General features: G+C 43.1%; 24 protein-coding genes. 16 read left to right on the forward strand and 8 right to left on the reverse strand.

Annotated features, from left to right (window positions below; translation table 11 throughout):
* Positions 1-27: 27 nt before the first annotated feature.
* From hslO to EAE93_RS21655, 3 genes are read right to left on the reverse strand one after another with little or no spacing between them, the layout of a single operon-like run.
* On the reverse strand, positions 28-900 hold the full coding sequence (gene hslO / locus EAE93_RS21645) for an Hsp33 family molecular chaperone HslO (protein ID WP_214040550.1): 873 nt from the start codon (positions 898-900) through the stop codon (positions 28-30).
* Between the two features lie 22 nt (positions 901-922).
* Positions 923-1339, reverse strand: coding sequence for a ribosome-associated heat shock protein Hsp15 (hslR, locus tag EAE93_RS21650; RefSeq protein WP_214040551.1), 417 nt, complete (start codon positions 1337-1339; stop codon positions 923-925).
* Between the two features lie 57 nt (positions 1340-1396).
* Positions 1397-3511, reverse strand: coding sequence for an intracellular growth attenuator family protein (locus EAE93_RS21655; protein ID WP_214040552.1), 2115 nt, complete (start codon positions 3509-3511; stop codon positions 1397-1399).
* A 352-nt stretch (positions 3512-3863) separates the two neighbouring features.
* Between EAE93_RS21655 and nudE the strand changes: the two genes are divergently transcribed.
* The gene (nudE, locus tag EAE93_RS21660) at positions 3864-4412 is read left to right on the forward strand and encodes an ADP compounds hydrolase NudE (protein WP_036779433.1); all 549 of its coding nucleotides are present in this window, start codon (positions 3864-3866) and stop codon (positions 4410-4412) included.
* A gap of 45 nt (positions 4413-4457) precedes the next feature.
* Here nudE and mrcA read toward each other — a convergent pair whose 3' ends face one another.
* Positions 4458-6986, reverse strand: a complete 2529-nt coding sequence (gene mrcA, locus EAE93_RS21665) for a peptidoglycan glycosyltransferase/peptidoglycan DD-transpeptidase MrcA (RefSeq protein WP_214040553.1) — start codon at positions 6984-6986, stop codon at positions 4458-4460.
* 119 nt (positions 6987-7105) lie between these two features.
* Between mrcA and pilM the strand changes: the two genes are divergently transcribed.
* The 15 genes from pilM to EAE93_RS21740 all read left to right on the forward strand — a co-directional run bounded on the left by pilM (position 7106) and on the right by EAE93_RS21740 (position 19708).
* Entirely contained in the window at positions 7106-7936 is an 831-nt protein-coding gene (pilM, locus tag EAE93_RS21670) for a pilus assembly protein PilM (RefSeq protein ID WP_214040554.1), read from the forward strand.
* Between the two features lie 2 nt (positions 7937-7938).
* The gene (locus EAE93_RS21675) at positions 7939-8490 is read left to right on the forward strand and encodes a PilN domain-containing protein (RefSeq protein WP_110086030.1); all 552 of its coding nucleotides are present in this window, start codon (positions 7939-7941) and stop codon (positions 8488-8490) included.
* On the forward strand, positions 8477-9022 hold the full coding sequence (locus tag EAE93_RS21680) for a hypothetical protein (protein WP_110086031.1): 546 nt from the start codon (positions 8477-8479) through the stop codon (positions 9020-9022). The genes EAE93_RS21675 and EAE93_RS21680 overlap by 14 nt, the downstream gene beginning before the upstream one ends.
* Complete coding sequence (pilQ, locus tag EAE93_RS21685; protein WP_036779443.1) at positions 9015-10049, forward strand: type IV pilus secretin PilQ; 1035 nt, start codon at positions 9015-9017, stop codon at positions 10047-10049. Before EAE93_RS21680 ends, pilQ begins: the two co-directional genes overlap by 8 nt.
* Positions 10050-10418: 369 nt before the next feature.
* Positions 10419-10940, forward strand: a complete 522-nt coding sequence (aroK, locus tag EAE93_RS21690) for a shikimate kinase AroK (RefSeq protein ID WP_036779445.1) — start codon at positions 10419-10421, stop codon at positions 10938-10940.
* A 47-nt stretch (positions 10941-10987) separates the two neighbouring features.
* Positions 10988-12076, forward strand: a complete 1089-nt coding sequence (aroB, locus tag EAE93_RS21695) for a 3-dehydroquinate synthase (RefSeq protein ID WP_214040555.1) — start codon at positions 10988-10990, stop codon at positions 12074-12076.
* A 182-nt stretch (positions 12077-12258) separates the two neighbouring features.
* Positions 12259-13194 (forward strand): SPOR domain-containing protein, encoded by a 936-nt coding sequence (locus EAE93_RS21700; protein ID WP_036779449.1) that lies wholly within the window; start codon positions 12259-12261, stop codon positions 13192-13194.
* A gap of 83 nt (positions 13195-13277) precedes the next feature.
* Positions 13278-14090 carry an adenine-specific DNA-methyltransferase gene (gene dam / locus EAE93_RS21705; RefSeq protein ID WP_036779452.1) on the forward strand — a complete coding sequence of 271 codons (813 nt, stop codon included), beginning with the start codon at positions 13278-13280 and terminating at the stop codon, positions 14088-14090.
* A 60-nt stretch (positions 14091-14150) separates the two neighbouring features.
* Positions 14151-14831 (forward strand): ribulose-phosphate 3-epimerase, encoded by a 681-nt coding sequence (gene rpe, locus EAE93_RS21710; protein ID WP_036779454.1) that lies wholly within the window; start codon positions 14151-14153, stop codon positions 14829-14831.
* Positions 14821-15525 (forward strand): phosphoglycolate phosphatase, encoded by a 705-nt coding sequence (locus EAE93_RS21715; RefSeq protein ID WP_036812562.1) that lies wholly within the window; start codon positions 14821-14823, stop codon positions 15523-15525. The genes rpe and EAE93_RS21715 overlap by 11 nt, the downstream gene beginning before the upstream one ends.
* Before the next feature lie 4 nt (positions 15526-15529).
* Positions 15530-16567: a tryptophan--tRNA ligase gene (gene trpS / locus EAE93_RS21720; protein WP_214040556.1), complete on the forward strand. Its 1038-nt coding sequence runs from the start codon at positions 15530-15532 to the stop codon at positions 16565-16567.
* A gap of 698 nt (positions 16568-17265) precedes the next feature.
* Positions 17266-17559 carry a BufA1 family periplasmic bufferin-type metallophore gene (locus tag EAE93_RS21725; protein ID WP_036779464.1) on the forward strand — a complete coding sequence of 98 codons (294 nt, stop codon included), beginning with the start codon at positions 17266-17268 and terminating at the stop codon, positions 17557-17559.
* 26 nt (positions 17560-17585) lie between these two features.
* A complete protein-coding gene (bufB, locus tag EAE93_RS21730) occupies positions 17586-18497 on the forward strand; it encodes an MNIO family bufferin maturase (RefSeq protein ID WP_214040557.1) in 912 nt (303 codons plus the stop codon).
* Entirely contained in the window at positions 18478-19227 is a 750-nt protein-coding gene (locus EAE93_RS21735) for an HvfC/BufC N-terminal domain-containing protein (RefSeq protein WP_214040558.1), read from the forward strand. Before bufB ends, EAE93_RS21735 begins: the two co-directional genes overlap by 20 nt.
* Before the next feature lies 1 nt (position 19228).
* Positions 19229-19708, forward strand: coding sequence for a DoxX family protein (locus EAE93_RS21740; protein ID WP_214040559.1), 480 nt, complete (start codon positions 19229-19231; stop codon positions 19706-19708).
* Between the two features lie 10 nt (positions 19709-19718).
* Here the strand turns inward: EAE93_RS21740 and EAE93_RS21745 are convergent, their stop codons facing one another.
* The 4 genes from EAE93_RS21745 to sodA form a co-directional block, all read right to left on the reverse strand.
* Positions 19719-19919: an anti-sigma factor family protein gene (locus EAE93_RS21745; protein WP_036779475.1), complete on the reverse strand. Its 201-nt coding sequence runs from the start codon at positions 19917-19919 to the stop codon at positions 19719-19721.
* Complete coding sequence (locus EAE93_RS21750; protein WP_214040560.1) at positions 19912-20502, reverse strand: RNA polymerase factor sigma-70; 591 nt, start codon at positions 20500-20502, stop codon at positions 19912-19914. The genes EAE93_RS21745 and EAE93_RS21750 overlap by 8 nt, the downstream gene beginning before the upstream one ends.
* Positions 20503-21302: 800 nt before the next feature.
* Positions 21303-21974, reverse strand: coding sequence for a 6-hydroxyaminopurine reductase (gene yiiM / locus EAE93_RS21755; RefSeq protein WP_046396202.1), 672 nt, complete (start codon positions 21972-21974; stop codon positions 21303-21305).
* Between the two features lie 118 nt (positions 21975-22092).
* Positions 22093-22719, reverse strand: coding sequence for a superoxide dismutase [Mn] (sodA, locus tag EAE93_RS21760; RefSeq protein WP_036812547.1), 627 nt, complete (start codon positions 22717-22719; stop codon positions 22093-22095).
* Positions 22720-22723 lie beyond the last annotated feature (4 nt).

The raw sequence follows: 22723 nt of genomic DNA on the forward strand, positions 1-22723 counted from the left end.
GGTGAAAAAGTTTGTTTAGATCGAATATCAATGGAATCGGTTCTTTTTTTCCGTCCTGATTGCAGCAAGATCATCAGCATCAAAAATATAGTGCGTGCCGCAATACTCACACGCCATATCAATGTTGCCATCTTTCTGCAAAATATGATTAACATCCTCATCGGAAAGTGTGACTAATGTGTCAGCACAACGTTGGCGAGAACAAGTACAACGGAATTCGACCGCTTGCGGTTCATATAATATGACATCTTCCTCATGATAAAGACGGTGCAAGATTTCCTTAACTTCCAATGAAAATAACTCTTCACCTTTAATGGTTGCAGTAAGTTGCACCAGATGATCAAAAGCTTCTGCACTCCCCTGTTCTGCAGCTGGCAGAATCTGTAACAACATACCGCCAGCAGCAATCCTTCCATCCTGAATGCCAGTACGGATAAATAAACGAGTCGGTAGCTGTTCAGACTGTCTGAAATAATCATCAAGGCAATCCGCCAGTGTTTCACCTTCCAGCGCAACCACGCCTTGATAACGCTCACCATGAGTTGGCGTAATGGTAATAACCATATAGCCTGTACCAACCATCTGTTTCAAACTGCTATTTTCAGGCACTAATCCATCAATACGAGCGACACCTCGCATTTGTTGCTGATGATTACCATTAATCACTGCCAATTTGACCGGACCATCCCCCTGAATTTGAACCGTAATATCGCCATCAAATTTCAGGGTTGCCGTTAATAGACTGGTTGCTACCAACAGTTCTCCCAATAATTGCTGTACCGGCTGCGGGTAATCATGATTTTCCAAAATATGCTGGTAAGTTTCACTGGCTAAAACCAGCTCACCACGTACAGAATAATTCTCAAATAAAAAGCGGTGCAATTGGTCTTGTTTAAACATAACTATCTCTCATTCAAGCAGGTTATTCCTGCCCACTTAATTTGGTGTTCTTAAACTTAATCAGCGTGCGTCTTTCTTTTTTATCCGGTCGGCGATCAGGATGAGGCATAGTTAATGCATTCATTTTTCGAGCAATTGCCATTTTTTCCCGGTTAGCAATACTCGCTTCCGTCTCCTGGTAAAGTTGCTGCGCCTCCGGCGCACTACGTCGATGATTGCTCAACGCAAGAACTTCAACTATACGTTCATCATTACCTTGACGCAGTTTAATTTCAGCCCCTAGTTCAACCAATTTACTCGGTTTACTTCTTTGACCATTATAGTGAACTTTACCACCGTCTATCATTTCTCGTGCAATAGCCCGTGTTTTATAAAAACGGGCCGCCCACAGCCATTTATCCAGACGGACAGCTTGATCGGAGTCTGAATTACCCTTCATTTTTCCTCTTACCATCAGCTTTGGCAAATAAAGCAAAGCCTAACATACCATTGTCGATTATCGCCAACGCGTAGGCGGAAAAAGTGTATTAAAACAGTTATCGTAATATTGACTGATTTTGTTTAGACGTTGTTTATTCTGCCGATTTTTCTTAACAACCAGCACAAAGTTAATGATTAAGGTCGTAAAAAGAGTCAAGAATAAAACAGTAGTACCAATACAACGAGCAAGCGTCATGGAATCCAGTTCATTATGCAACACAATCCGGCGAGTTCCATGACTGTCTACAGACAATTCCGTGATAATTCCTGTTGTCTCAAAGGGTGTTTGCAATACCATATCCGATAACCGCTGTAATTCACGCCATTGTTCCAACGCACTATGGTCATAAGAGATGATAGCCGGCGTTATATATTCAACCAGTTGTTTGCCTTCATCACTGATAAGCAGAACACCGCCAGGAGAAGGACTATTAAGCAGCATTGCGACTTTATCTATTTCCCGGTAGATAAATGATGATGTAGTTGCATCAACCAATTTTCCCAAAGCTTCAGCGCCAGCCGGACGCAATAAAACATGAGTACCATCTAATTTGCCACTTTCTGCATTCTTTAACAAAGTTAGCCAATCATTAGCACTACCCAAGTTAACCAAAGCATTTTTTAATCGTAAACAGTCGGTTTCTTTTTCACATAATTCTTTAGTTTTCAATATAATATCAGGGAAATTATCCAATAATATCATGCCAGATTTGAAAGTCTCCTGAACAAGGTCTGGATTTATTACATCGTCATTTTCCTGTAAACGTAATTGCTTATTAACAGTTGCAATCAGTTTAGCGGCATTTTCTATAATTTCTGATTCTGGTATTGGCAGTGGATTAACTCTATTCCAATATATCCCCGAACAATCGAATGGAGAAAAATAGGTGTCTCCTTTACCATTCATATTGTTTGGCGGCATATAACACATACCAACCCCTTTTGCTTTCAGGATATCCCCAACTCGCAATTCCATCCTTTCCATCATACTAGCGTCAGTGACGACTTTTGTGCTGCTGCCACGCAACCAAGCAAAACTGAGTTTCATCGGTACACTAACAGGCTGATAAAAATAGAGTAGTAACATAATCAGCAAACTGCTAACGATCATCATGAGATTTTTCCCATAACGACGGTAAGGGTAATTTTTTTCTTCCTCATGCAAAGAGAGATAATGCCCTTGCCTGACTACCTGGCCGTTAGTGTAAATATCAATATTGGTTTTTTGATCAAGATAGTGAGCAACATAAGGCTCCCAATGAGGAGGATAAATCAAATCAATTCCACCAAGTGAAATATTACTCATTTGCCCTTGTTCAAATTCGCCAAATAATCCCCATCGTTTTGGTATACCGGTAAAACAGTGAATATCCTGGCGCCTGCATATTGAGAGTGGACAAAATAGCGGCAAAAAACTGACAACGACTAAGCTGCCTGCAATCAACATCAGCCACGGCAAAAGCAGTGTTGGTGAAAGTAATGCAAGAAACCAAATGAAAAATCCAAAACACAAAAATCCCCCCTCCCAAATCCCCGATGAGTGATTTAACCGGTACTCTTCCAATGTCTCTTTACGGATATTTTGTAATTTTACGCTGGTTTCACCATTTTTCTGGATCGATGCCTGTTGATGAGATACCTCTGAAATTACCGGAGCAGAAGGAAAATCCTGTTGAAAATCTTTCAGAAAGTGACCATTAATCGAAATAACCAGTGGTATTGTCGCAGTGTGAACAACATCAATAATATTCTGCTGTTTAATAAAAGGCTCAAGGAAAAACGGTAAATGAACTTCTGCCATATCAATATAATAACGCCAGCTATGTAGTTCATCCGAGGCAACAGAAAACCGGGTAATGGAATGACAGATAGTATAAACCATATCATTTTTACCCATCAGAATTGGCCAACTTGTTTTATTAATACGGTCTGTTACAACTGGCGGCAACACTCGACTCAAATAACATTCAATAGCCTGATACTCATCAGTATTAAGTTTACGATAGGTTGGTGCAGCAACAGAAGGCAGATAACAGGCATTATCATGTAGCTTCCATTTGAAAATCAGAAAGGAAGCCATGACAATCAGGCTAATTATCAAGATAGCCAATATAACGACTGTTACGCTCATTTTATCCCCATACCCATGATAATCTTGCTATTGTTGTTTGCAAATTAGCAACTACACGTTAAGTTCTGAATTAGGTTATTTCTATTTGTTTTTTAATTTACTTTACAATGAGTTATATATAATCACACACTAAACTATCTACAGCATAGATCTATTTCCAAAGAGGATAAAGATAACAGTAACAACAATAACCAGCGATAATCACTATCATTTATCAAAATAATCGGCCATATTTAGTCAATTTATGGAGTGTACCTAATTTCATCATAAAATCTAAGGTTAATGAAATAATTTATGACGTAATAATGCACAGACACTCAATTCAACCAATATTCAACCATCAGGGGCAATTATGAATGACCTGAAAAACCCTAAAATCCTAAACATAGAGGACATTGCCCATTCACGTTTATTTCACATTCAGTCAGTTGATCTCGAATTCAGTAACGGTGTAAAACGCGTTTATGAACGGATGCGTCCGGCCAATCGGGAAGCTGTTCTGATAATCCCGGTCATTGGGGATGAATTGTTGCTTATTCGTGAGTATGCAGTCGGCATCGAGCAGTACGAATTAGGCTTTCCTAAAGGTGCGATCGACCCTGGGGAAAGTATCTTCGAAGCCGCTAACCGTGAACTAAAAGAGGAAGTCAACTTTGGTGCCAGAAAAATAGAACAATTAGCCAAACTTACTATGGCTCCGGCCTATTTTTCTCACAAAATGAATATTGTTATTGCTGAAAATCTCTATCCAGAAAGACTGGAAGGGGATGAACCTGAACCACTACCACAAATACGCTGGCCAATAGCCGATATGATGTCATTACTGGATCACGCTGATTTCAACGAAGCGCGTAATGTCTGCGCCCTATTTCTGGCACAAAAATATTTAAAACACCGTTGAAGTTCACAGGCACAACAGCGCTTCCGTTGTGCCTGTGTCTTATCCTCAGAATAATTCTTGGCTTTCACCATTCTCAATTAAAGTTGTGCCAACTTCTTGCACCGCACTCTCTGTAGGTTGAGTTCCGTCAATGAAGTATTCACTACGGGTATCCCCGCCTCCGCCAGCAAGTTTACCTGTCTTACGATCTATCACGACAGAAACAACCCCCGGAGGAGGTGTGACTTCTTTTTCAGGAACCCCCTCCAGTGCGATTTTCATAAAGTCATCCCAAATTGGCTGCGCACTCTTAGCACCCGCTTCACCGCCACCGGCCGCGGTACGACCAAGGCTTCTGCGGTGGTCATCAAAACCAATCCAAACCGTCGTGACAATATCTGGCCCATAACCTGAGAACCAAGCATCTTTTGAACTGTTAGTTGTTCCAGTTTTGCCGCCGATATCACGACGTTTCAGATCGCGTGAGGCGCGCCACCCCGTACCTGACCAACCCGGCTCGCCAAAAATATTGCTATTCAAAGCATCATGGATCAAAAATGCCAACTGAGTACTGATAACATGAGGAGCATATTTTGGCGCATCTTCATGGCTATCAATTACCGGCGCTCTTTCCAACTCAGGTAACGGCAATATCTCTTGTTGTCTGACATGAGATTGAGCAACATTCTCAATCGAGTTTTCAGAAAGTTCGATTGAACGTACCGTATCCCCATAAATTACTGGAATATCACACTGCGGACATGCAATTTTAGGCTTAGCCTCAAATAGAATATCGCCATCGTCGTTTTCAATCTTAGTAATAAAGTAAGGATCAACTAGATAGCCGCCATTGGACATGACCGAATAGCCACGTACCATTTGCATTGGTGTGAATGATGGCGATCCCAAAGCCAGAGATTCTGTACGTACTATATTTTGTGCCGGGAAACCAAACCGTTGGAGGTAATCAGCAGCATAATCGACTCCCATTGCTCGCATTGCCCGAACCATCACGACATTCTTCGATTGCCCTAATCCCTGACGCAAACGGATTGGCCCAACATAAGTCGGTGGTGAGTTTTTCGGACGCCAGTCAGTACCGGCTCCAGCATCCCAACGACTAATGGGTAAGTCATTCAGCAATGAAGCCAATGTCAGCCCTTTATCCATCGCTGCGGTATAGAGAAATGGTTTGATATTGGAACCAATCTGACGTAACGACTGAGTGACACGGTTAAATTTACTCAAGTTGAAATCAAACCCACCGACTAGCGCCTTCACAGCACCATCATTTGGATCAATAGAGACCAAAGCCGCATTAACTTCCGGCACTTGTGCCAACCACCAAATATCCTTTACTTTCCGAACCCAAACCTGTTCACCAACCTGAACTACTTCATTCACACTACGAGGAACCGCCCCCTGTGCACTATCAGATCTGAACTTTCTGGCCCAACGGACACCCGCCATTGGCAATTCCGCACTACTGCCATCAGGCAACATCACTATCGCCTGATCACTACCCGCTCTGGTCACCACAGCCGGCATTAACAACCCATAATTTGCCAAGGTCTTAAGCTTCTTGACAATCTGTTCCCGATCCCAAGCAGGTTCGCCCACTTTCCACAAAATTTCCTGCGCTCCACGGTAGCCATGACGCACATCATAATCAATGAGGTTATTACGAACCGCATCCACGGCAGCCAACTGAAGTTTACGCGTAATCGTGGTGTAAACTTTATAACCGTCGGTGTAAGCATTCTCACCATAACGCTCAATCATCTCCTGACGCACCATCTCGGACAAATAGGGCGCGGAGAAAGCAATCTGGGGCGCATGGTAATTAGCGACCAACTTTTCACTTCTGGCTTGATTATATTGCTGCTGAGTAATATAGCCCTCATTGAGCATACGGCTCAGAACCACATTCCGGCGGTTAATCGCCCGACTGTACGAATAAAGCGGGTTAAATGTAGAAGGCGCCTTTGGCAAACCGGCAATCATGGCTATTTCACTCAATGTCAACTCTTTGACACTCTTACCAAAATAGACTTGAGCCGCCGCCCCGACACCATAAGCCCGGTAACCAAGGTAAATTTTATTGAGATAGAGTTCGAAGATCTCATCCTTATTCAGCAATTGCTCAATCCTGATGGCCAGAAAAACTTCCTTGATTTTACGCATCAACGTCTTCTCAGGAGTGAGAAAGAAATTTCTCGCCAGTTGCTGAGTAATGGTGCTTGCCCCTTGTGATGCATGGCCTGAACTCATTGCGACAGATGCTGCCCGGATGATCCCCACAGGGTCAACCCCATGATGCTCATAAAAACGGCTGTCCTCCGTTGCAATGAACGCCTTCACCATAATGGGTGGAATTTCGGACAGCTCAAGAGGCATACGGCGTTTTTCACCATATTGGGCAATAAGCTCGCCATCCGCACTGAACACCTGCATTGGTGTCTGTAATCGAACATCCTTTAATGTCGCCACATCAGGTAACTGAGGCTCGATATATTTGTACATACCAAAAATCGAGGCCGTTCCCAGAAAAATGCAACTCACGACAAAGACTAAAAAATACTTTACGAACTTCACCTGAAATTTCCCATGCCACGTTAGTCGGGTGGTTTATAAACAATCGGCGCGTAGTATAAAGGTTACACAGCACCTTGAATATGGTCTTTTATTAAAATTACTGATATGGAGATCGATAGATGTATTCACCAAAATGGTATGTCGGATTAGACATCCAAAATGGCGCCCTCCGCGCCGTCGCAGCTATAAAACGCCGAGATGGCTGGCAGCTTCGCCACTGCTGGCAATATCTTTTATCTGATGCGGTTATGCCAGAAGGTCGTTTACAACGGCCAGAAATATTATGTGATATTTTAAATCAATGGCGCCAAGAATTACCTAAAAAAATCAGTTTCAGACTCGCCCTGCCTGTACAACAAACATTGCAGAAGAGTCTGATTTTACCTCCAGATATCAACCTTAAAGAGCCGGAACAAGGCTGGTTTATCAATGCCAGCGCCGAGAAACAATTTCCCTTTAACACCCGAGAACTGGCGCTGGATTACCGTATCATTGAACAAAACGCCTACATCAGCGCCGCCCGCCAGAAAGATCTCAACCTCTGGCTACAATGTCTTGCACAAGCAGGAATATTTCCAGATGCCATTGATATTGCTCCCTGTGCCCTACGCTATATAGCGCAATATGCCGGCGTTCCCGCTGATAGTTGGTTGCTACACAGGCAACAATCCGGCTGGTTATGGGTATCTCCTGCCAATGCCCCCTTCGCTTATGATTTGGTATCAGCAAATACGGCTGCTTCTCCACAACAGATTATCCGTCAATTATCTGCCTCATCTATGGCTGAACAACCGGTTTACTACAGTAGCTACCAACAAGAAGACCTACCTGAAGGAACTTACTCTTGGGATATGTTGACAGCATTTCGTCACTATCAACCACCACTGCCAATTCAACTGATGGAATATGTGATAGCCGGTGGTTTAGCACTCAGACCGGATGATAAGTAACGATGTATCAGGTTAATTTTCTACCTTGGCGCCAAACCCGGCTAAAACATCGTTATCGTTGGTGGGCAATTTTTCTTCTATTGCAACTGATGTTGTGGCTGACAGTGCTCGTCTGGATGTTACTAAAACAACAGGAAACGATTAATCAGCATCAAAGGCAATTACAACAACTCAGCCAGCAACAATTACATTTGCAACAACAGATAACTCAGACAGAGGAAGCGATCAATCTTCACAACAAACTGACCTATAAATTAAAACAGCAACAAACGTGGCTGAAACAGAACCAACAACATTGGCAATTATTTAATGAATTACCTGAATTATTACCGGAAGGAAGTTGGTTAACCGCTTTCGATGATCAGGAAGGTCAATTAAAACTGGTTGCTAATAGTCTGGATTATTCCAGTATGACGTCTCTGCTGGATAATCTTGAAAACAACAGGCAATTGTCTGAAATTCAACTAAAAAAGATGACCACCACCGAACAACAAATCAGACAATTTATTATTGACGCTAACTGGCAGACGGAGATAGCCAATGATAAAAAGTGACTACCTATGGTGGTTTGCCAAACCAACCTGGCTGCTCTTCATCTGGCAGCAAGCTATCATCATGCCATTTCTGATTCTGTTTTATCTTTTCTTCTGGCAAGAAAAAGCTGAACAGAGAAGTAGTCTGACAGAAAAAATAGCAGTTCAACAAATCAATACCAAAGCAACCAATGAACGACTAAATCAGCTACCGCTATTGGAAGATATACAACAACATATCAACCAAATAGAAAATGAACTCAGTAAGCCGCGACAAAATGCGGTAAAAATTACCGCAATAAAACAACTGCAACAGCCATTGATAAATTCTGGCGCACAAGTTCTTGAGTGGCAACGTAAAAAAGAAGGGGAAAAAACGCTCTGGCAAATCACAATTTATTTGAACTACGAACAGATGCTGAATTTTCTTGAAGCGTTACAAACGTTACATCCACCGCTGTTGATTAAACAGCTTTCCATTTCGCCATCAGGTGAATTCCTAAACGTCAAAATCACCCTGTCAGAAACCTCACATGAGGAGTTTTATGACTAAGCAATTTATTCTGTTGATCCTTTTTCTGCCCACTATTGTTGTTGCAGAAATAAGAAATCCTTTTGCTCCCCCTATGATAGAGGCAGAAGAGCAATCGGTTGAGTTATTTGATCAATCAGTCAATGAGACCGAAATTCAGTCCCTCTCAACCGTATTACACTATGCAGACGCAGAAAGAATTGCTCTGAATCTCAAGCAAAATAGACCCGCACTGATAACAAAAGAGGGTAAAGTTGATTTTGATCCTGAAACTAATAGTCTGATTTTACAGGATACCCCCATCGCCATCGCACAGATAAAAAGTTGGCTGAAAGAGATAGATACACCACAACAGCAAGTGCAAATTACGGCACATATCGTGACCAGCAGCAGGGAAGCACTACATGAACTCGGCATTTACTGGGGCATGCCGATAGGGGAGCCGATTAATGCAACAACGGGTATAAACCGCCTCAATATTAACCAAGCAGCCAACGATAACATGCATCGATTTGCGTTCAATATTGCCCGCATTCACACCAGTTTACTGGAAATGGAACTCAGTGCCTTAGAGCAAGAAAACCAACTAGATATTATCGCTAGTCCAAGATTAACCGCCTCACATCAACAGCTAGCCAGCATCAAGCAAGGCTCTGATATTCCCTACGTCAGCCAAGAAAAAGAGAAAAGTACCGTGCAATTTAAAGAAGCCGTACTAGGAATGGAAGTTACCCCCCATATACTGAGAAAAAATAAAATCAGACTCTCTCTGAAAATCAGCCAAAACATGCCAGGGATCTCAATAAGTCAAGGAGGAGGTGAGAATTTAACCATCGACAAACAGGAAATAATAACTCAAGTTACTGTAAAGAATGGTGAGACACTTATTCTCGGTGGAATTTTTCAACAGAAAAAAGGCGAGCAAACCCAAAAGGTACCTTATCTATCAGACATTCCATTGTTCGGTTCACTATTTAACCAAAAGGGCCATAAACACAGCCGACGAGAGTTAGTCATATTTATTACGCCTCAACTGATGGACATTTGATCAAAAATAAAAATATAACCATTATATCAGTGAGTTGGACATAAAAAACTTAACTATTCTGTATGATGATACGCAGATTTTTCCAACTAATCTTGTTTATAGATTTGACGCTGAGTCCGATTTAGCATACAAGAGTTAGCTAATTGAGTGGTCGGGTTTAACATCACAATAATCAGCCAATGAAACCAGAGCTTTCGTTACAAAAAGCTCATCATTGATTTATATAGTTGCAAAACTGGCTGATGTACTGAGATAATTTTGTTATCTGATCTCACATTACCGCTCATGAGGTTTCAGTTTAGGTCCCGCTGCTGATTTGATTAGCGGGGCGGGTTATCATTAACGAATAGTCTTAGTAATACCAAAAACATGGCAGAGAAACGTAATATCTTTCTGGTTGGGCCTATGGGTGCCGGCAAAAGCACTATTGGTCGTCAGTTAGCTCAGCAACTCAATATGGAGTTTTATGACTCTGATCAAGAAATTGAGCGACGTACCGGAGCTGACGTGGGCTGGGTATTCGACGTGGAAGGCGAAGAAGGCTTCCGCGAGCGCGAAGAAAAAGTGATTAACGAACTCACTGAAAAACAAGGCATTGTACTGGCGACTGGCGGAGGTTCTGTGAAATCCAGAGAAACCCGTAATCGTCTGTCTGCCCGTGGTGTCGTGGTCTACTTGGAAACCACCATTGAAAAACAGTTAGCACGCACCCAGCGCGATAAAAAACGCCCCTTACTTCAAGTCGATGCACCAGCACGCGAAGTTTTAGAAAATTTAGCAAGCGAACGTAACCCTCTATATGAGGAAATTGCTGATGTCACTATCCGTACCGATGAACAGAGCGCTAAAGTTGTCGCTAACCAAATCATTGAGTTACTGGAAAAAAACTGATTCAAGCAAGTCTGTACAGCGATAAATAATTAAGGCGAAGGCTGCTTATGGAAAAGATCATTGTCACTTTAGGGGAACGTAGTTACCCAATTACCATTGCAAAAGGGTTATTTGACGATCCTTCTGCTTTTGCACCACTAAAAGCAGGCCAGCAGGTTATGCTGGTAACGAATCAAACCCTAGCTCCGCTGTATTTGGCAAAAGTAAAAGCCGCCTTGCAGCAAGCCGGGATTCGGGTAGATGAAGTGATTCTCCCTGATGGTGAACAGTACAAATCTCTTTCCGTATTAAATGACGTATTTTCTGCTTTGCTGGAAAATAACCACAGCCGGGACACAACACTTATCGCTCTCGGTGGCGGCGTAATCGGTGATTTAACTGGTTTTGCCGCTGCCTGTTATCAACGTGGCGTCCGTTTTATTCAAATGCCTACCACCCTTCTTGCTCAAGTTGATTCCTCTGTCGGAGGAAAAACCGCAGTAAACCATCCTCTCGGCAAGAATATGATAGGCGCATTCTATCAACCCGCCTCTGTAATGGTCGATCTCAACTGCCTGCAAACGCTTCCAGCCCGCGAACTCTCTTCCGGTCTGGCTGAGGTCATTAAGTACGGTATCATTCTCGACAGCGCATTTTTTAGCTGGCTTGAAGATAATATGGGTAAACTCCTGGCTCTCGATACCCAAGCAATGGCTTACTGCATCCGTCGTTGCTGCGAATTGAAAGCTGAAGTTGTCGCAGCAGATGAGAAAGAATTGAGTGGCTTGCGTGCCCTGTTGAACCTTGGTCACACCTTTGGTCACGCCATCGAAACAGAAATGGGATATGGTGTCTGGTTACATGGAGAAGCAGTTGCCGCAGGAATGGTCATGGCAGCAAGAACAGCTCAACTTGCTGATAACTTCTCCGAACAGGATACTCAACGCATTATCCGATTGTTGGAGCGGGCAAATCTGCCTGTACACGGGCCACAAAACATGCCGCCAGAAGCCTATCTCCCACATATGATGCGAGATAAGAAAGTTATAGCAGGTAAATTACGGCTGGTTCTTCCAACAAAAATAGGTAAAGCTGATCTCCACTCAGATATTGAACACAATTGTGTTATTGACGCTATTCGTCAGTGCTTACCATGAAAATGTGTAAATTTTAAGTAAGTTGTATGCTTATGGCATTAAATTAAATGTTTTTTTGCATACATCTGATTGTTGTGTCATAAAATAACAATTCTATCAGACAAATTTCTATCTTAGTTAAGTCAGCCGGCCGGACTGGCTTCAATTGCAATTGGCAGTATTGGCTCTGTTTGGAGGGCTATATGGACGAATTCAAATCAGAAAATGAACAAAGAGCGGCTCAAAGAGTAGACAGTGAGTTTAGGCCAGATACCTCAGATCGCCGTCCTTCACGCTCGCGTCAGCCATTAAACAAACCTAAATTTGCGATTTCACGTCAGCAAATGATGCTCGGCATTGGAATTTTAGTGCTGGTACTACTGATTATTGCTATCAGTTCTGCTTTAAAAGCTCCAACTGAACATGAAAAACAGCAATCGCCAAATGTTGCCGAGAAGAATATTGATTTATCCGGTTCATCGTCCAACAACGATAACAATCAATCCATAACATCAGAGAGTAACACCACAAATACAATTAACAGGCCACAGGAAATCCATGTTCCTCCTGTTAGTGGTGCTGCAACTCAACCTCATCAGCCTCAAAATAACAATGGCGAAACCCAAAATCAGCGCATTGAATTACCAGGAAATATTCCTGATGCACTGACTCAACAACAAAGTAATATAAATCACGCAGTGCAAAATCTGAATCAAGCCCAACAACAGACAGTAACACCGCCGCCAGTGATACAGCAGAAATCGGAAAATATCCGTCCACTGAAATCAGAAACACCGGCTAAATCAAAACCATCGACAAATCATGCTAGCAGTAAAAACCATGAGGTCAGCGGCACCAGTAGTGATTTATCGAAAACCCCGGCAAACCACTACACTTTACAATTAAGTAGTGCCAGCCGCTCAGATACACTGACCGCTTTTGCTAAAAAGTATAATCTTACTCATTACAAAGTTTATGAAACTAAACGTAATGGAAAAGTTTGGTTTGTTTTAATTCATGGTGATTACCGTTCCGTTTCTGAAGCTAAACGGGCTGTTTCATCTCTACCGGCCGAGATTCAGGCGAAAAAACCTTGGGTCAGAACGATGCAGCAAGTGCAACAAGACCTAAGAAAATAAAACAATATTTATTAGGCGCTGATATGCTGTCCTAAACAGAGTACAATCTGCGGCTCTGGAACGATTGAGTACTTATTGACAGCATGAAAAAAAAACGCGCTTTCTTAAAATGGGCCGGTGGAAAATACCCGTTGGTAGATGACATCAAACGTCATCTGCCAGCCGGTAGTTGTCTGATAGAGCCATTTGTTGGCGCAGGTTCTGTCTTTTTGAACACAGACTACGATTCTTATATCCTCGCTGATATCAACAGTGACCTGATTAACCTGTACAACACAGTAAAACTCAGGGCTAATGAGTTTATCGTCCACACACGCCCTCTGTTTACCCAAGAATACAATACAGCCGAACACTTTTATCAGTTACGGGAGCAATTTAACCAAAGCACTGACCCGTTCTATCGCAGCGTGTTATTCCTTTATCTCAATCGCCATTGTTACAACGGCCTCTGTCGTTATAATTCTCATGGTAAATTTAACGTACCTTTTGGCCGTTATAAAAAGCCCTACTTTCCTGAAGAAGAACTACACTGGTTTGCTGAAAAAGCCAAAAATGCGACTTTTATCTGTGAGCACTACCAACACACGTTGAACGAAGCACATAAAGGCTCGGTTATCTATTGCGATCCACCTTATGCGCCTTTGTCAGCAACAGCGAACTTTACGGCGTATCACACTAATAGTTTTAACATTGCAGATCAGGAAAATCTGGCAAATATTGCATTTAAGTTATCATCAGAACGTGCAATTCCTGTTTTAATATCCAACCACGATACGCCAATGACACGAAAATGGTACTATCAAGCTTCACTTCATATTGTCAAAGCACGTCGTACTATCAGCAGGAATATCCTTGCCCGCAGTAAGGTAGACGAACTTTTGGCATTATATCGCTGATTTATCCACTCCCCTTTTGCCTGGCAATTAAGGGATGATAGAAACGATTTGGAGAAGATAATGAAAGATTTTCTGATTGCCCCATCCATTTTATCTGCAAATTTTGCGCGACTGGGTGAAGATACCGCTAAGGTGCTGGCAGCCGGGGCAGATGTTGTTCACTTTGATGTTATGGACAACCATTATGTCCCTAACCTGACTATCGGGCCTATGGTCTGCCAGGCTCTGCGGGATTATGGCATCACTGCGCCAATCGATGTCCATTTGATGGTAAAACCGGTTGACCGCATCATCCCTGATTTTGCCAAAGCAGGGGCGACTTACATTACCTTCCACCCAGAAACCAGTGAGCATATTGACCGCAGTTTACAACTCATCAAAGAACATGGTTGTAAAGCTGGCTTGGTATTCAATCCTGCAACTCCATTGAGTTATCTTGATTATGTCTTGGATAAACTGGATATCATTCTATTGATGTCGGTAAATCCCGGTTTCGGTGGCCAATCTTTCATCCCTGGAACACTAGAGAAATTGCGTCAGGTTCGTAAAATCATTGATGAAAGCGGTTATGATATCCGTCTTGAGGTAGACGGTGGTATTAAAGCTAGCAATATTGCCGCGGCAGCAACCGCGGGGGCAGATATGTTTGTTGCTGGCTCAGCCATTTTCAGTCAACCAGATTACAAAACTGTTATTGATAATATGCGTAGTGAATTGTCAAAGGTATCTCATGGCAAGTAAGGTATTAACAGGTATTCGTGCTATCGCTTTTGATCTGGACGGCACACTGGTAGACAGTGCCGGTGGTTTGGCTGATGCATTGGATCAAGCGCTGCTAGCCAAAGATCTCCCTGCTGCGGGAAAAGAGCGGGTTGCTGCCTGGGTAGGTAATGGCGCAGATATTATGGTGGAACGGGCGTTGACATGGGCCAACGTCAAATTGACCGCTCAACTGCATAAAGAAACCCGTGAGTTGTTTGACCGTTTCTATGAAACAACTGTAACAACAGGCAGTCAGTTATTCCCGGAAGTCAAAGTTACATTGGCTGAACTGGCAAAACACAACTTACCAATGGGTATCATCACCAATAAACCAACACCTTTCATTGCTCCTCTGCTGGCTTCTTTAGGCATCAGTGAATATTTCTCATTAGTGTTAGGTGGTGATGATGTTAAAGAGAAAAAGCCACATCCGGCACCTATTTATTTAACAATGGGCACATTCGGACTGCGTAAGGAAGAACTGCTCTTTGTCGGTGATTCCCGTAATGATATTTTGGCGGCACAAGCGGCTGGCTGCCCTTGTGTTGGTTTAACTTATGGATATAACTACGGTGAATCTATTGCATTAAGCAATCCAGATTGCATACTAACGGATTTTTCGGATCTGCTATCCACAATTGGACTCCCATCTTTGAAACTTCAGGAAGCATAATAAAATGAATGAACCCACTGTATCTGAAACACTAAACTCCCAAAAACCTATTGTATTCAGCGGCGCACAACCTTCCGGTGAATTAACCATCGGTAACTACATGGGAGCGTTACGCCAGTGGGTTAAAATGCAGGATGATTACGACTGCATCTATTGCATTGTTGACCAACATGCAATCACAGTCCGCCAGGACCCAAAAGAGTTGAGAAAACGCACTCTGGATACACTGGCGCTCTACCTAGCTTGTGGCATCGACCCGGAGAAAAGTACTATTTTTGTCCAATCTCATGTCCCACAACACGCCCAATTAAGCTGGGTTCTGAACTGCTATACCTATTTCGGTGAACTCAGCCGTATGACCCAGTTTAAAGACAAATCAGCTCGTCATGCCGAAAATATCAATGCAGGCTTGTTTGACTATCCAGTACTGATGGCTGCGGATATCTTGGTATACCAAACAAACCAAGTTCCAGTAGGTATCGATCAAAAACAGCATCTTGAATTGAGCCGTGATATTGCTCAACGATTTAATGCCATCTACGGCAATATCTTCGCTGTACCAGAACCGTTTATCCCAACCGGTGGCGCCCGTGTTATGGCTCTTCAAGACCCAGAAAAGAAAATGTCCAAGTCAGATGATAATCGCAACAACGTTATCGCTTTGTTAGAAGATCCAAAATCAGCCGCTAAAAAGATAAAACGCGCCGTCACAGATTCAGAAGAGCCTCCCCGTGTTCGCTACGATCTAGAACAAAAGCCGGGGGTTTCCAACTTATTAGATATCCTCGCGGGTGTTACTGGCAAAACCATTCCTGAACTAGAAGCAGAATTTGAAGGCCAAATGTATGGTCATTTAAAAAGTGCTGTTGCTGATGCCGTTTCCGGTATGTTGACTGAGTTACAAGAGCGTTTCCATCATTTCCGTAACGATGAAGTCCTGCTGAATAAAATCATGGCGGAAGGTGCAACGAAGGCAAAAGCCCGCGCCCAGATTACGCTGGATAAAGTATACGAAGCTGTTGGCTTTATTGCCCACCCTTAAATCGATAAAATGTGCACGTTCACTACGTGCACATTTCAAGCCACAGAAAAACCTATTTAAAAAACGAGGAGTGTTTTTGCATCATCAATGGTGAAAAGTCTGATAGTTTAATCTGACAGAAAAGCAATACGATTAAACAGATTAAAAACAGCGTAAAGCAAGCTTAAACTGACCTATTTAAGGTATTCCGATTTTTCATATTCGATTATTTAACTGGTTTATCAAAAAGTTTATTCCGCGGTTGAAAATATTATTAAAACGGTTCATTTTCCATTAATAGTTTTATGACGGGTATATTTTAAACCATTATTAAAGGCCGTTTTTTTACCTTCTAGTTTTAATCGGTATAAGGTTTTGACCGTTGTTTTTACCACTTTTAACACCTACTTTTTATTAGGTTTAATCGGAAGTTTTTTGGCATCTTGATACAGATGTACTATGACGACCACAACCACCCCGCTTTCACGCCTACTACGATGAACATACGGAAAACATCCCAAAATAAGCCTGTTTATTGTACAGAGAGATATCTAATTCAAAAAATAAGTCATTAAAAATCAGTTAACTATAAAAAAATCATTTTTTTTCTCATATTCACTGTAAGAAATTAATGTGTGGTGCGACTAATGGAGTGAAGCAAATGCTCGTTTAAGCGAAGTAGTAATTCACCTTCTACACCAATATAAAAGGAACGTTCTATGACTAAACAAACGACAAAAGCATTACTGGCTCTGGCCTTAGGTAGTGCGCTGATTACGGTAGGCACTTCAGCAATGGCGGATTCCGGCAGCAAAATGGAGAAATGCTATGGCGTTTCTCTGAAAGGGAAAAATGATTGTAAAGCAGGAGCCGGCACCACCTGTGCTGGTACCTCAAAAAAGGATTATCAAGGTAACGCCTGGAAAATGGTACCGGCGGGTTCCTGCGTAAAAATGAAGTCTCCGACCTCTCCGACCGGCTTTGGTCAACTGGACGCATTTAAAGAAGTGTAATTCCAACATCAGGCAGGAGCTATACGATGACAATTTCTTTACTCTCACACAGCGTCTCTCGTGATGCTCCTGATCGCTTCATGCTAAATAGGCTTCCGGCCAGAGCAGGGATTGGATTAAAGCCGGAGCATTTTAGCGCTATTTTGCGCGATAAACCTGACATTGGTTTTTTTGAAATTCACGCGGAAAATTATCTGGTTGCGGGTGGTCCGTTTCATCAGGCACTGACCGCCATTTGCCAGGATTATCCGCTTTCTATTCATGGAGTGGGCCTGTCCATCGGAGGAGAAAATCCTCTGAATCAGACCCATTTACAACGTGTTGCTGCGCTGGTTGAACGCTACCAGCCGGCCGTTTTTTCTGAACACCTTGCCTGGTCGACTCACAACGATCTATTTCTCAATGATCTGCTGCCGCTGCCCTATACCGACGTCACGTTGACCCGGGTCTGCGAACACATCGATCAAGTACAGAATGCGCTGCGTCGCCCCATTTTGCTGGAAAACCCGTCCACCTATGTCGAGTTCAGTACCTCAACCATGAGCGAGACTGACTTTATCTCCGAGGTGATACGCCGCACCGGATGCGGACTACTACTGGACGTGAATAACCTCTATATCAGTGGCGTCAACCATAATCGCTGCCCACGGCAGATGCTATTCGAACTGCCACTTCACTGTGTCGGTGAAATTCATCTGGCGGGCTATACGGAAAGTCGCGATGGAGCAAACGATCTGCTGCTGATTGATTCACACGACAGTCATGTGACCGGGCCTGTCTGGGATCTCTATAACAAGACCCTGCGTGAAACGGGACCGATCGCCACCCTGCTCGAATGGGACAGCAATATTCCACCATTAGATGTGTTGCTGAACGAAGCCGGTCATGCCCAGAGTTACATTACGGAGAGCACGAAAAATGCAACAACAACTGTATAAAGCCCTCCTTGACCCCGACCTCATGGTGCCAGAAGGGCTGACAGCTTGGAACGGTAGCGATCCAGCGGTACGTTTTGCGGTTTATCGTAATAATGTCATAACGTCGCTGATCGACGCACTGGCCGAAAACTGCCCCGTCCTTGTCGACCAGCTCGGAGAAGACTTTTTCCGTGCGATGGCGGCGGAGTTTATACGTCAACAACCGCCTTCTTCTCCTGTTTTGGCAGGCTATGGCACTCAATTGCCGGACTGGATTGCAACGTTTCAACCGTTGGCAGACTGGCCCTGGCTGAGCGATCTCACCCGGCTGGAAATGTTGTTTATTGAATCGCTGCACGCAGCGGACCCTACCGAACAGACAACAGAAGCGGCCCCCGTTGACGATCCCACACAGTTGCGGATGGTGCTCCATCCTTCGGTACGGCTTTTCAGTTCAGATTATGCCGTCTTCAGCCTGTGGGCCTCATACCAACAAAGTGAAAACGAGATGGCGCTGGACCCATTCCAGCCGGAACATATGCTGCTGTGCCGCGTTGACGACGACGTGCGAATAATGTTGCTCAGCCGTGCGGAAATGCAATTTATTGCTATGCTCCAGTCCGGTCAGTGTCTTACTGAAGCCCTGGAGATTGCCGCCAGGGAGGATGCAACTTTTGAGCCTCAGCCGGTTTTACAACGCATGCAGCACTACGAGCTGATCCTTTCTCTATATAGCAACACGGAGCGCTAAGATGGCATTACTCAAAACATTAGTGTTAAAAGGGCAACACATTGCGCAGGAAAGTGTTATCCCCCTTCTGGCACGCATTAGCCTTGCCGCAACATTCTGGCTGTCGGGCCAAAGCAAAGTGGTGGGATTAAACATAGATATTCTGGAAACACGCACACCCTGGCAATTAGGTATCCCGCGCGTTACCGACAGCTCCGTGTCGCTCTTTACCAACGAATACAAGCTTCCTCTGCTACCACCCGATGTTGCTGCCGTCATGGCCGCAACCGCAGAACACTTGTTTCCGCTGCTACTGATTGTCGGATTAGCGACACGCTTCTCCGCATTAGCATTAATGGTGATGACGCTGGTGATTCAAATATTTGTTTATCCAGATGCCTGGCCTGTTCACGCTACCTGGCTGACAGCTCAGTTGTATCTGGTGACGTATGGCGGTGGGAGGTTTTCGCTTGATCGCCTGATTTACCGCCATCGTACCTGATTCCCTTTCCCTACGTTACTTTATTTTGATTCTCGTTTTCGCCACGAGTGAATGCGGAAGTGATAGTGCGCAGGTCGGCAAGCTGTTGTCTGACATTTCGGCACCCTCCGCATATTCGTAAATGCAGCATTAGCTGAACATGTTGGGAAAGCACGATTTTTTCATCCAGCGCCTGAGACATCAGGCGCGTAGCTTGATAACAACTAAGCATATTTACCCTCCTGGGAAAACCAACGTTGTGACAAACATTCGCGTAAACGCATACGCGCACGCCAGAGCATCACATTCAGGTTGCTGACAGAAAGCGCCATTTCCTGACAGATCTCCTGAGTCTCAAGACCAATAAATTCGCGCATCATAAATGCCCGGGCGTTTTGAGTTGGCAACTGTGTCAGACAAAGCTCAAAAACCGTCCAGAATTGTTCCTGCTCGGCCGCCTCATCTGGTAGATGCCAGCGCTGAGGATGCTCGTTTCGCGGCCAGTGACCAGATTCATCAAACAGCGCTTCGAAATTTTGCTCATCAACATCATCAGTCAATTGCACGTTGCTGTGCCGATAACGCATACGCAAGGCGTCCGAGATTTTGTTGCGCAGGATCGTAAACACCCAACTCTTCCAGGCGGCTCGTCCGGCAAAAGAAGCGGCATTCTTCATAGCCCCTTCCAGCGCCTCTTGGACAACATCTTCCGCCTGATGAAAATCATTCAACTGCAAGCTGGCAAACTGCAACATCTGTTTATGCAGCGTAGAAAAAAACTGCGGATCCCGCAGCAGATTACTGATATCGGACATCGTGGTTTCTATCTCAACAGGATTGTTCGGGATAACCGGGTATTACTTTTGGTGGAATCGCTTAAATTCACTCACATGACTTATGGGGCCGTTTGGGGAACGGGGTAATTCTAAATTAAATCTGTTTTTTGTACAGCAGAGAAAAAGCCTTTTCCCCCAGATACTCCTGCTTTTTTATTCAACCTCATTGAATTTGTTTACGCGCAGTATCATAGGCTTTCTCATTCTCGCATTTACCAACAACAATAACTCATATCACGATTTCTTCATCAATCACTTGATAAATCAACTGAAAACCAGATGCGCGTGACTTTATTTTAAAACAACCTGCCAGATTACCGTTTAAACAAGTAGTTTTTGCAAACATAATGGTTCTTCCATTTTCATTAAACTGATACTTAAGTTTTCTCGTTTTTCCCATATTTGATTTATTTTAAGTTTAAAACCAAAAATGATAATAGATATGCTAATAATATTAAAATCAAAACCAATTTATTTAATGGTTTTAATACTGCTAAATGTTTTTATTCTTTTTTCGCTGTAATCTGGTTAACCTAAAAGCCTATCGGCTTTTCTTAACTACTGTTTTATCATTTTCAGATAACGCACTTAAATAAGAGAGCTTTATATAACTATTTGTTTTTAAATGGTATAAAAAAGATAATCCACATGATTTAACCTGATAAATCGGACTTAGAAAAGTCAATAAAAAACACTAAATCGCAAGGTTAATAAAGGAATAAAAATAACGTTAAAAACCAGCAATCTAAAATATGCACGTTCATCACGTGCACATTTTATTATTTTCCGAATAACCTACGGTTAAAATCCTCAATCTTTCCAAACATCACCCGCTTTTGCATAGTCAGGCTCCAACTAGCAGATAAGCCAGCGGCACTCATCAGCCGACGATATTGCTCTTCGTCAAATGGCATATTAAAAGCAATAGCTATCGCTTCCTTAATTAAAACATCACTATTACGGGAAACAAGAACAAGAGGCTCATCTGGGCTGACATTTCCCGCGGAAATAATTCTATAAAGCCAGCCACAACGGCCACTCTCCTGCATAATGGCAGAAAAATTGCTGATACCAGAATGACAGTTAAGTTTGTAACAAGGCGAACGAGGCTGAGTTACCTGAATCATTGCCCCACCCCAACTGAAAATGTCACCAATACAAACATTTTCTTCAGTCAACCCCGTTGTGGAAATATTTTCACCAAACGCTGGAGCAATAAAAAAATCTTCTTGATCAGGAAATTGATGTTTCCAGAAATCATAGTGTTCACGAGGATAATGACAAAGTGCACGATCAGGTCCACCGTGGAAACGGGTTTCAGCCTGCTCATCACCTTCCAATCCTAGAGAAGTCAGACTCAGACTACCATCAACCATTCGTTTATTAATTGCGCTAGCAGAAAGTTTTCCTGATATTTCAATTTTACCTGTATATACCTGCGGACAATACATAATGCACTTTCCTTATTGAAATCAGTCTGACATCACCATCATAAACCAACATTCAACCAATAAAAATGCCGGCAGTCATATCAGCCGGCATAGCAGAAAAGAGAAATTATTCAGCTAGTTATTTCACTTTTTCCTGATAACGTGTTGCTGCTTCATCCCAGTTAACAACGTTCCAGAACGCTTTAATATAGTCAGGACGACGGTTTTGGTACTGTAAGTAATAAGCATGTTCCCAAACATCCAGACCAATAATCGGATAACCAGATGCACCAGAAATAGCTTCGCCCATTAATGGGCTATCCTGGTTAGCAGTCGATACAACCGCCAGCTTGCCATCATCTTTCAGTACTAGCCAAGCCCAGCCAGAACCAAAACGGGTAGCCGCTGCCTGCTCAAATTTCTCTTTAAAAGAATCTATGCTACCGAAATCACGTTCAATAGCTTCTTTCAATGGGCCTTGCAGAGTTGTACCTAATTTCAGACCTTTCCAAAACAAGCTATGGTTAGCGTGTCCACCAGCATTGTTACGTACAAAAGTACGCTTATCAGCAGGTATCTTATCTAATTGCTGAATCAGATCATCAATATCCAGTCCCGCTAGCTCAGGGAAAGCTTCCAAGGCACTATTGGTATTATTGACGTAAGTCTGATGATGCTTGGTATGGTGAATTTCCATCGTCTGCTTATCAAAATGAGGTTCCAGAGCTTCATAAGAATAAGGAAGAGAAGGTAATGAATAGCTCATATCA

The organism is Photorhabdus akhurstii (assembly GCF_018448925.1).
Classification (GTDB): Bacteria; Pseudomonadota; Gammaproteobacteria; order Enterobacterales; family Enterobacteriaceae; genus Photorhabdus; species Photorhabdus akhurstii.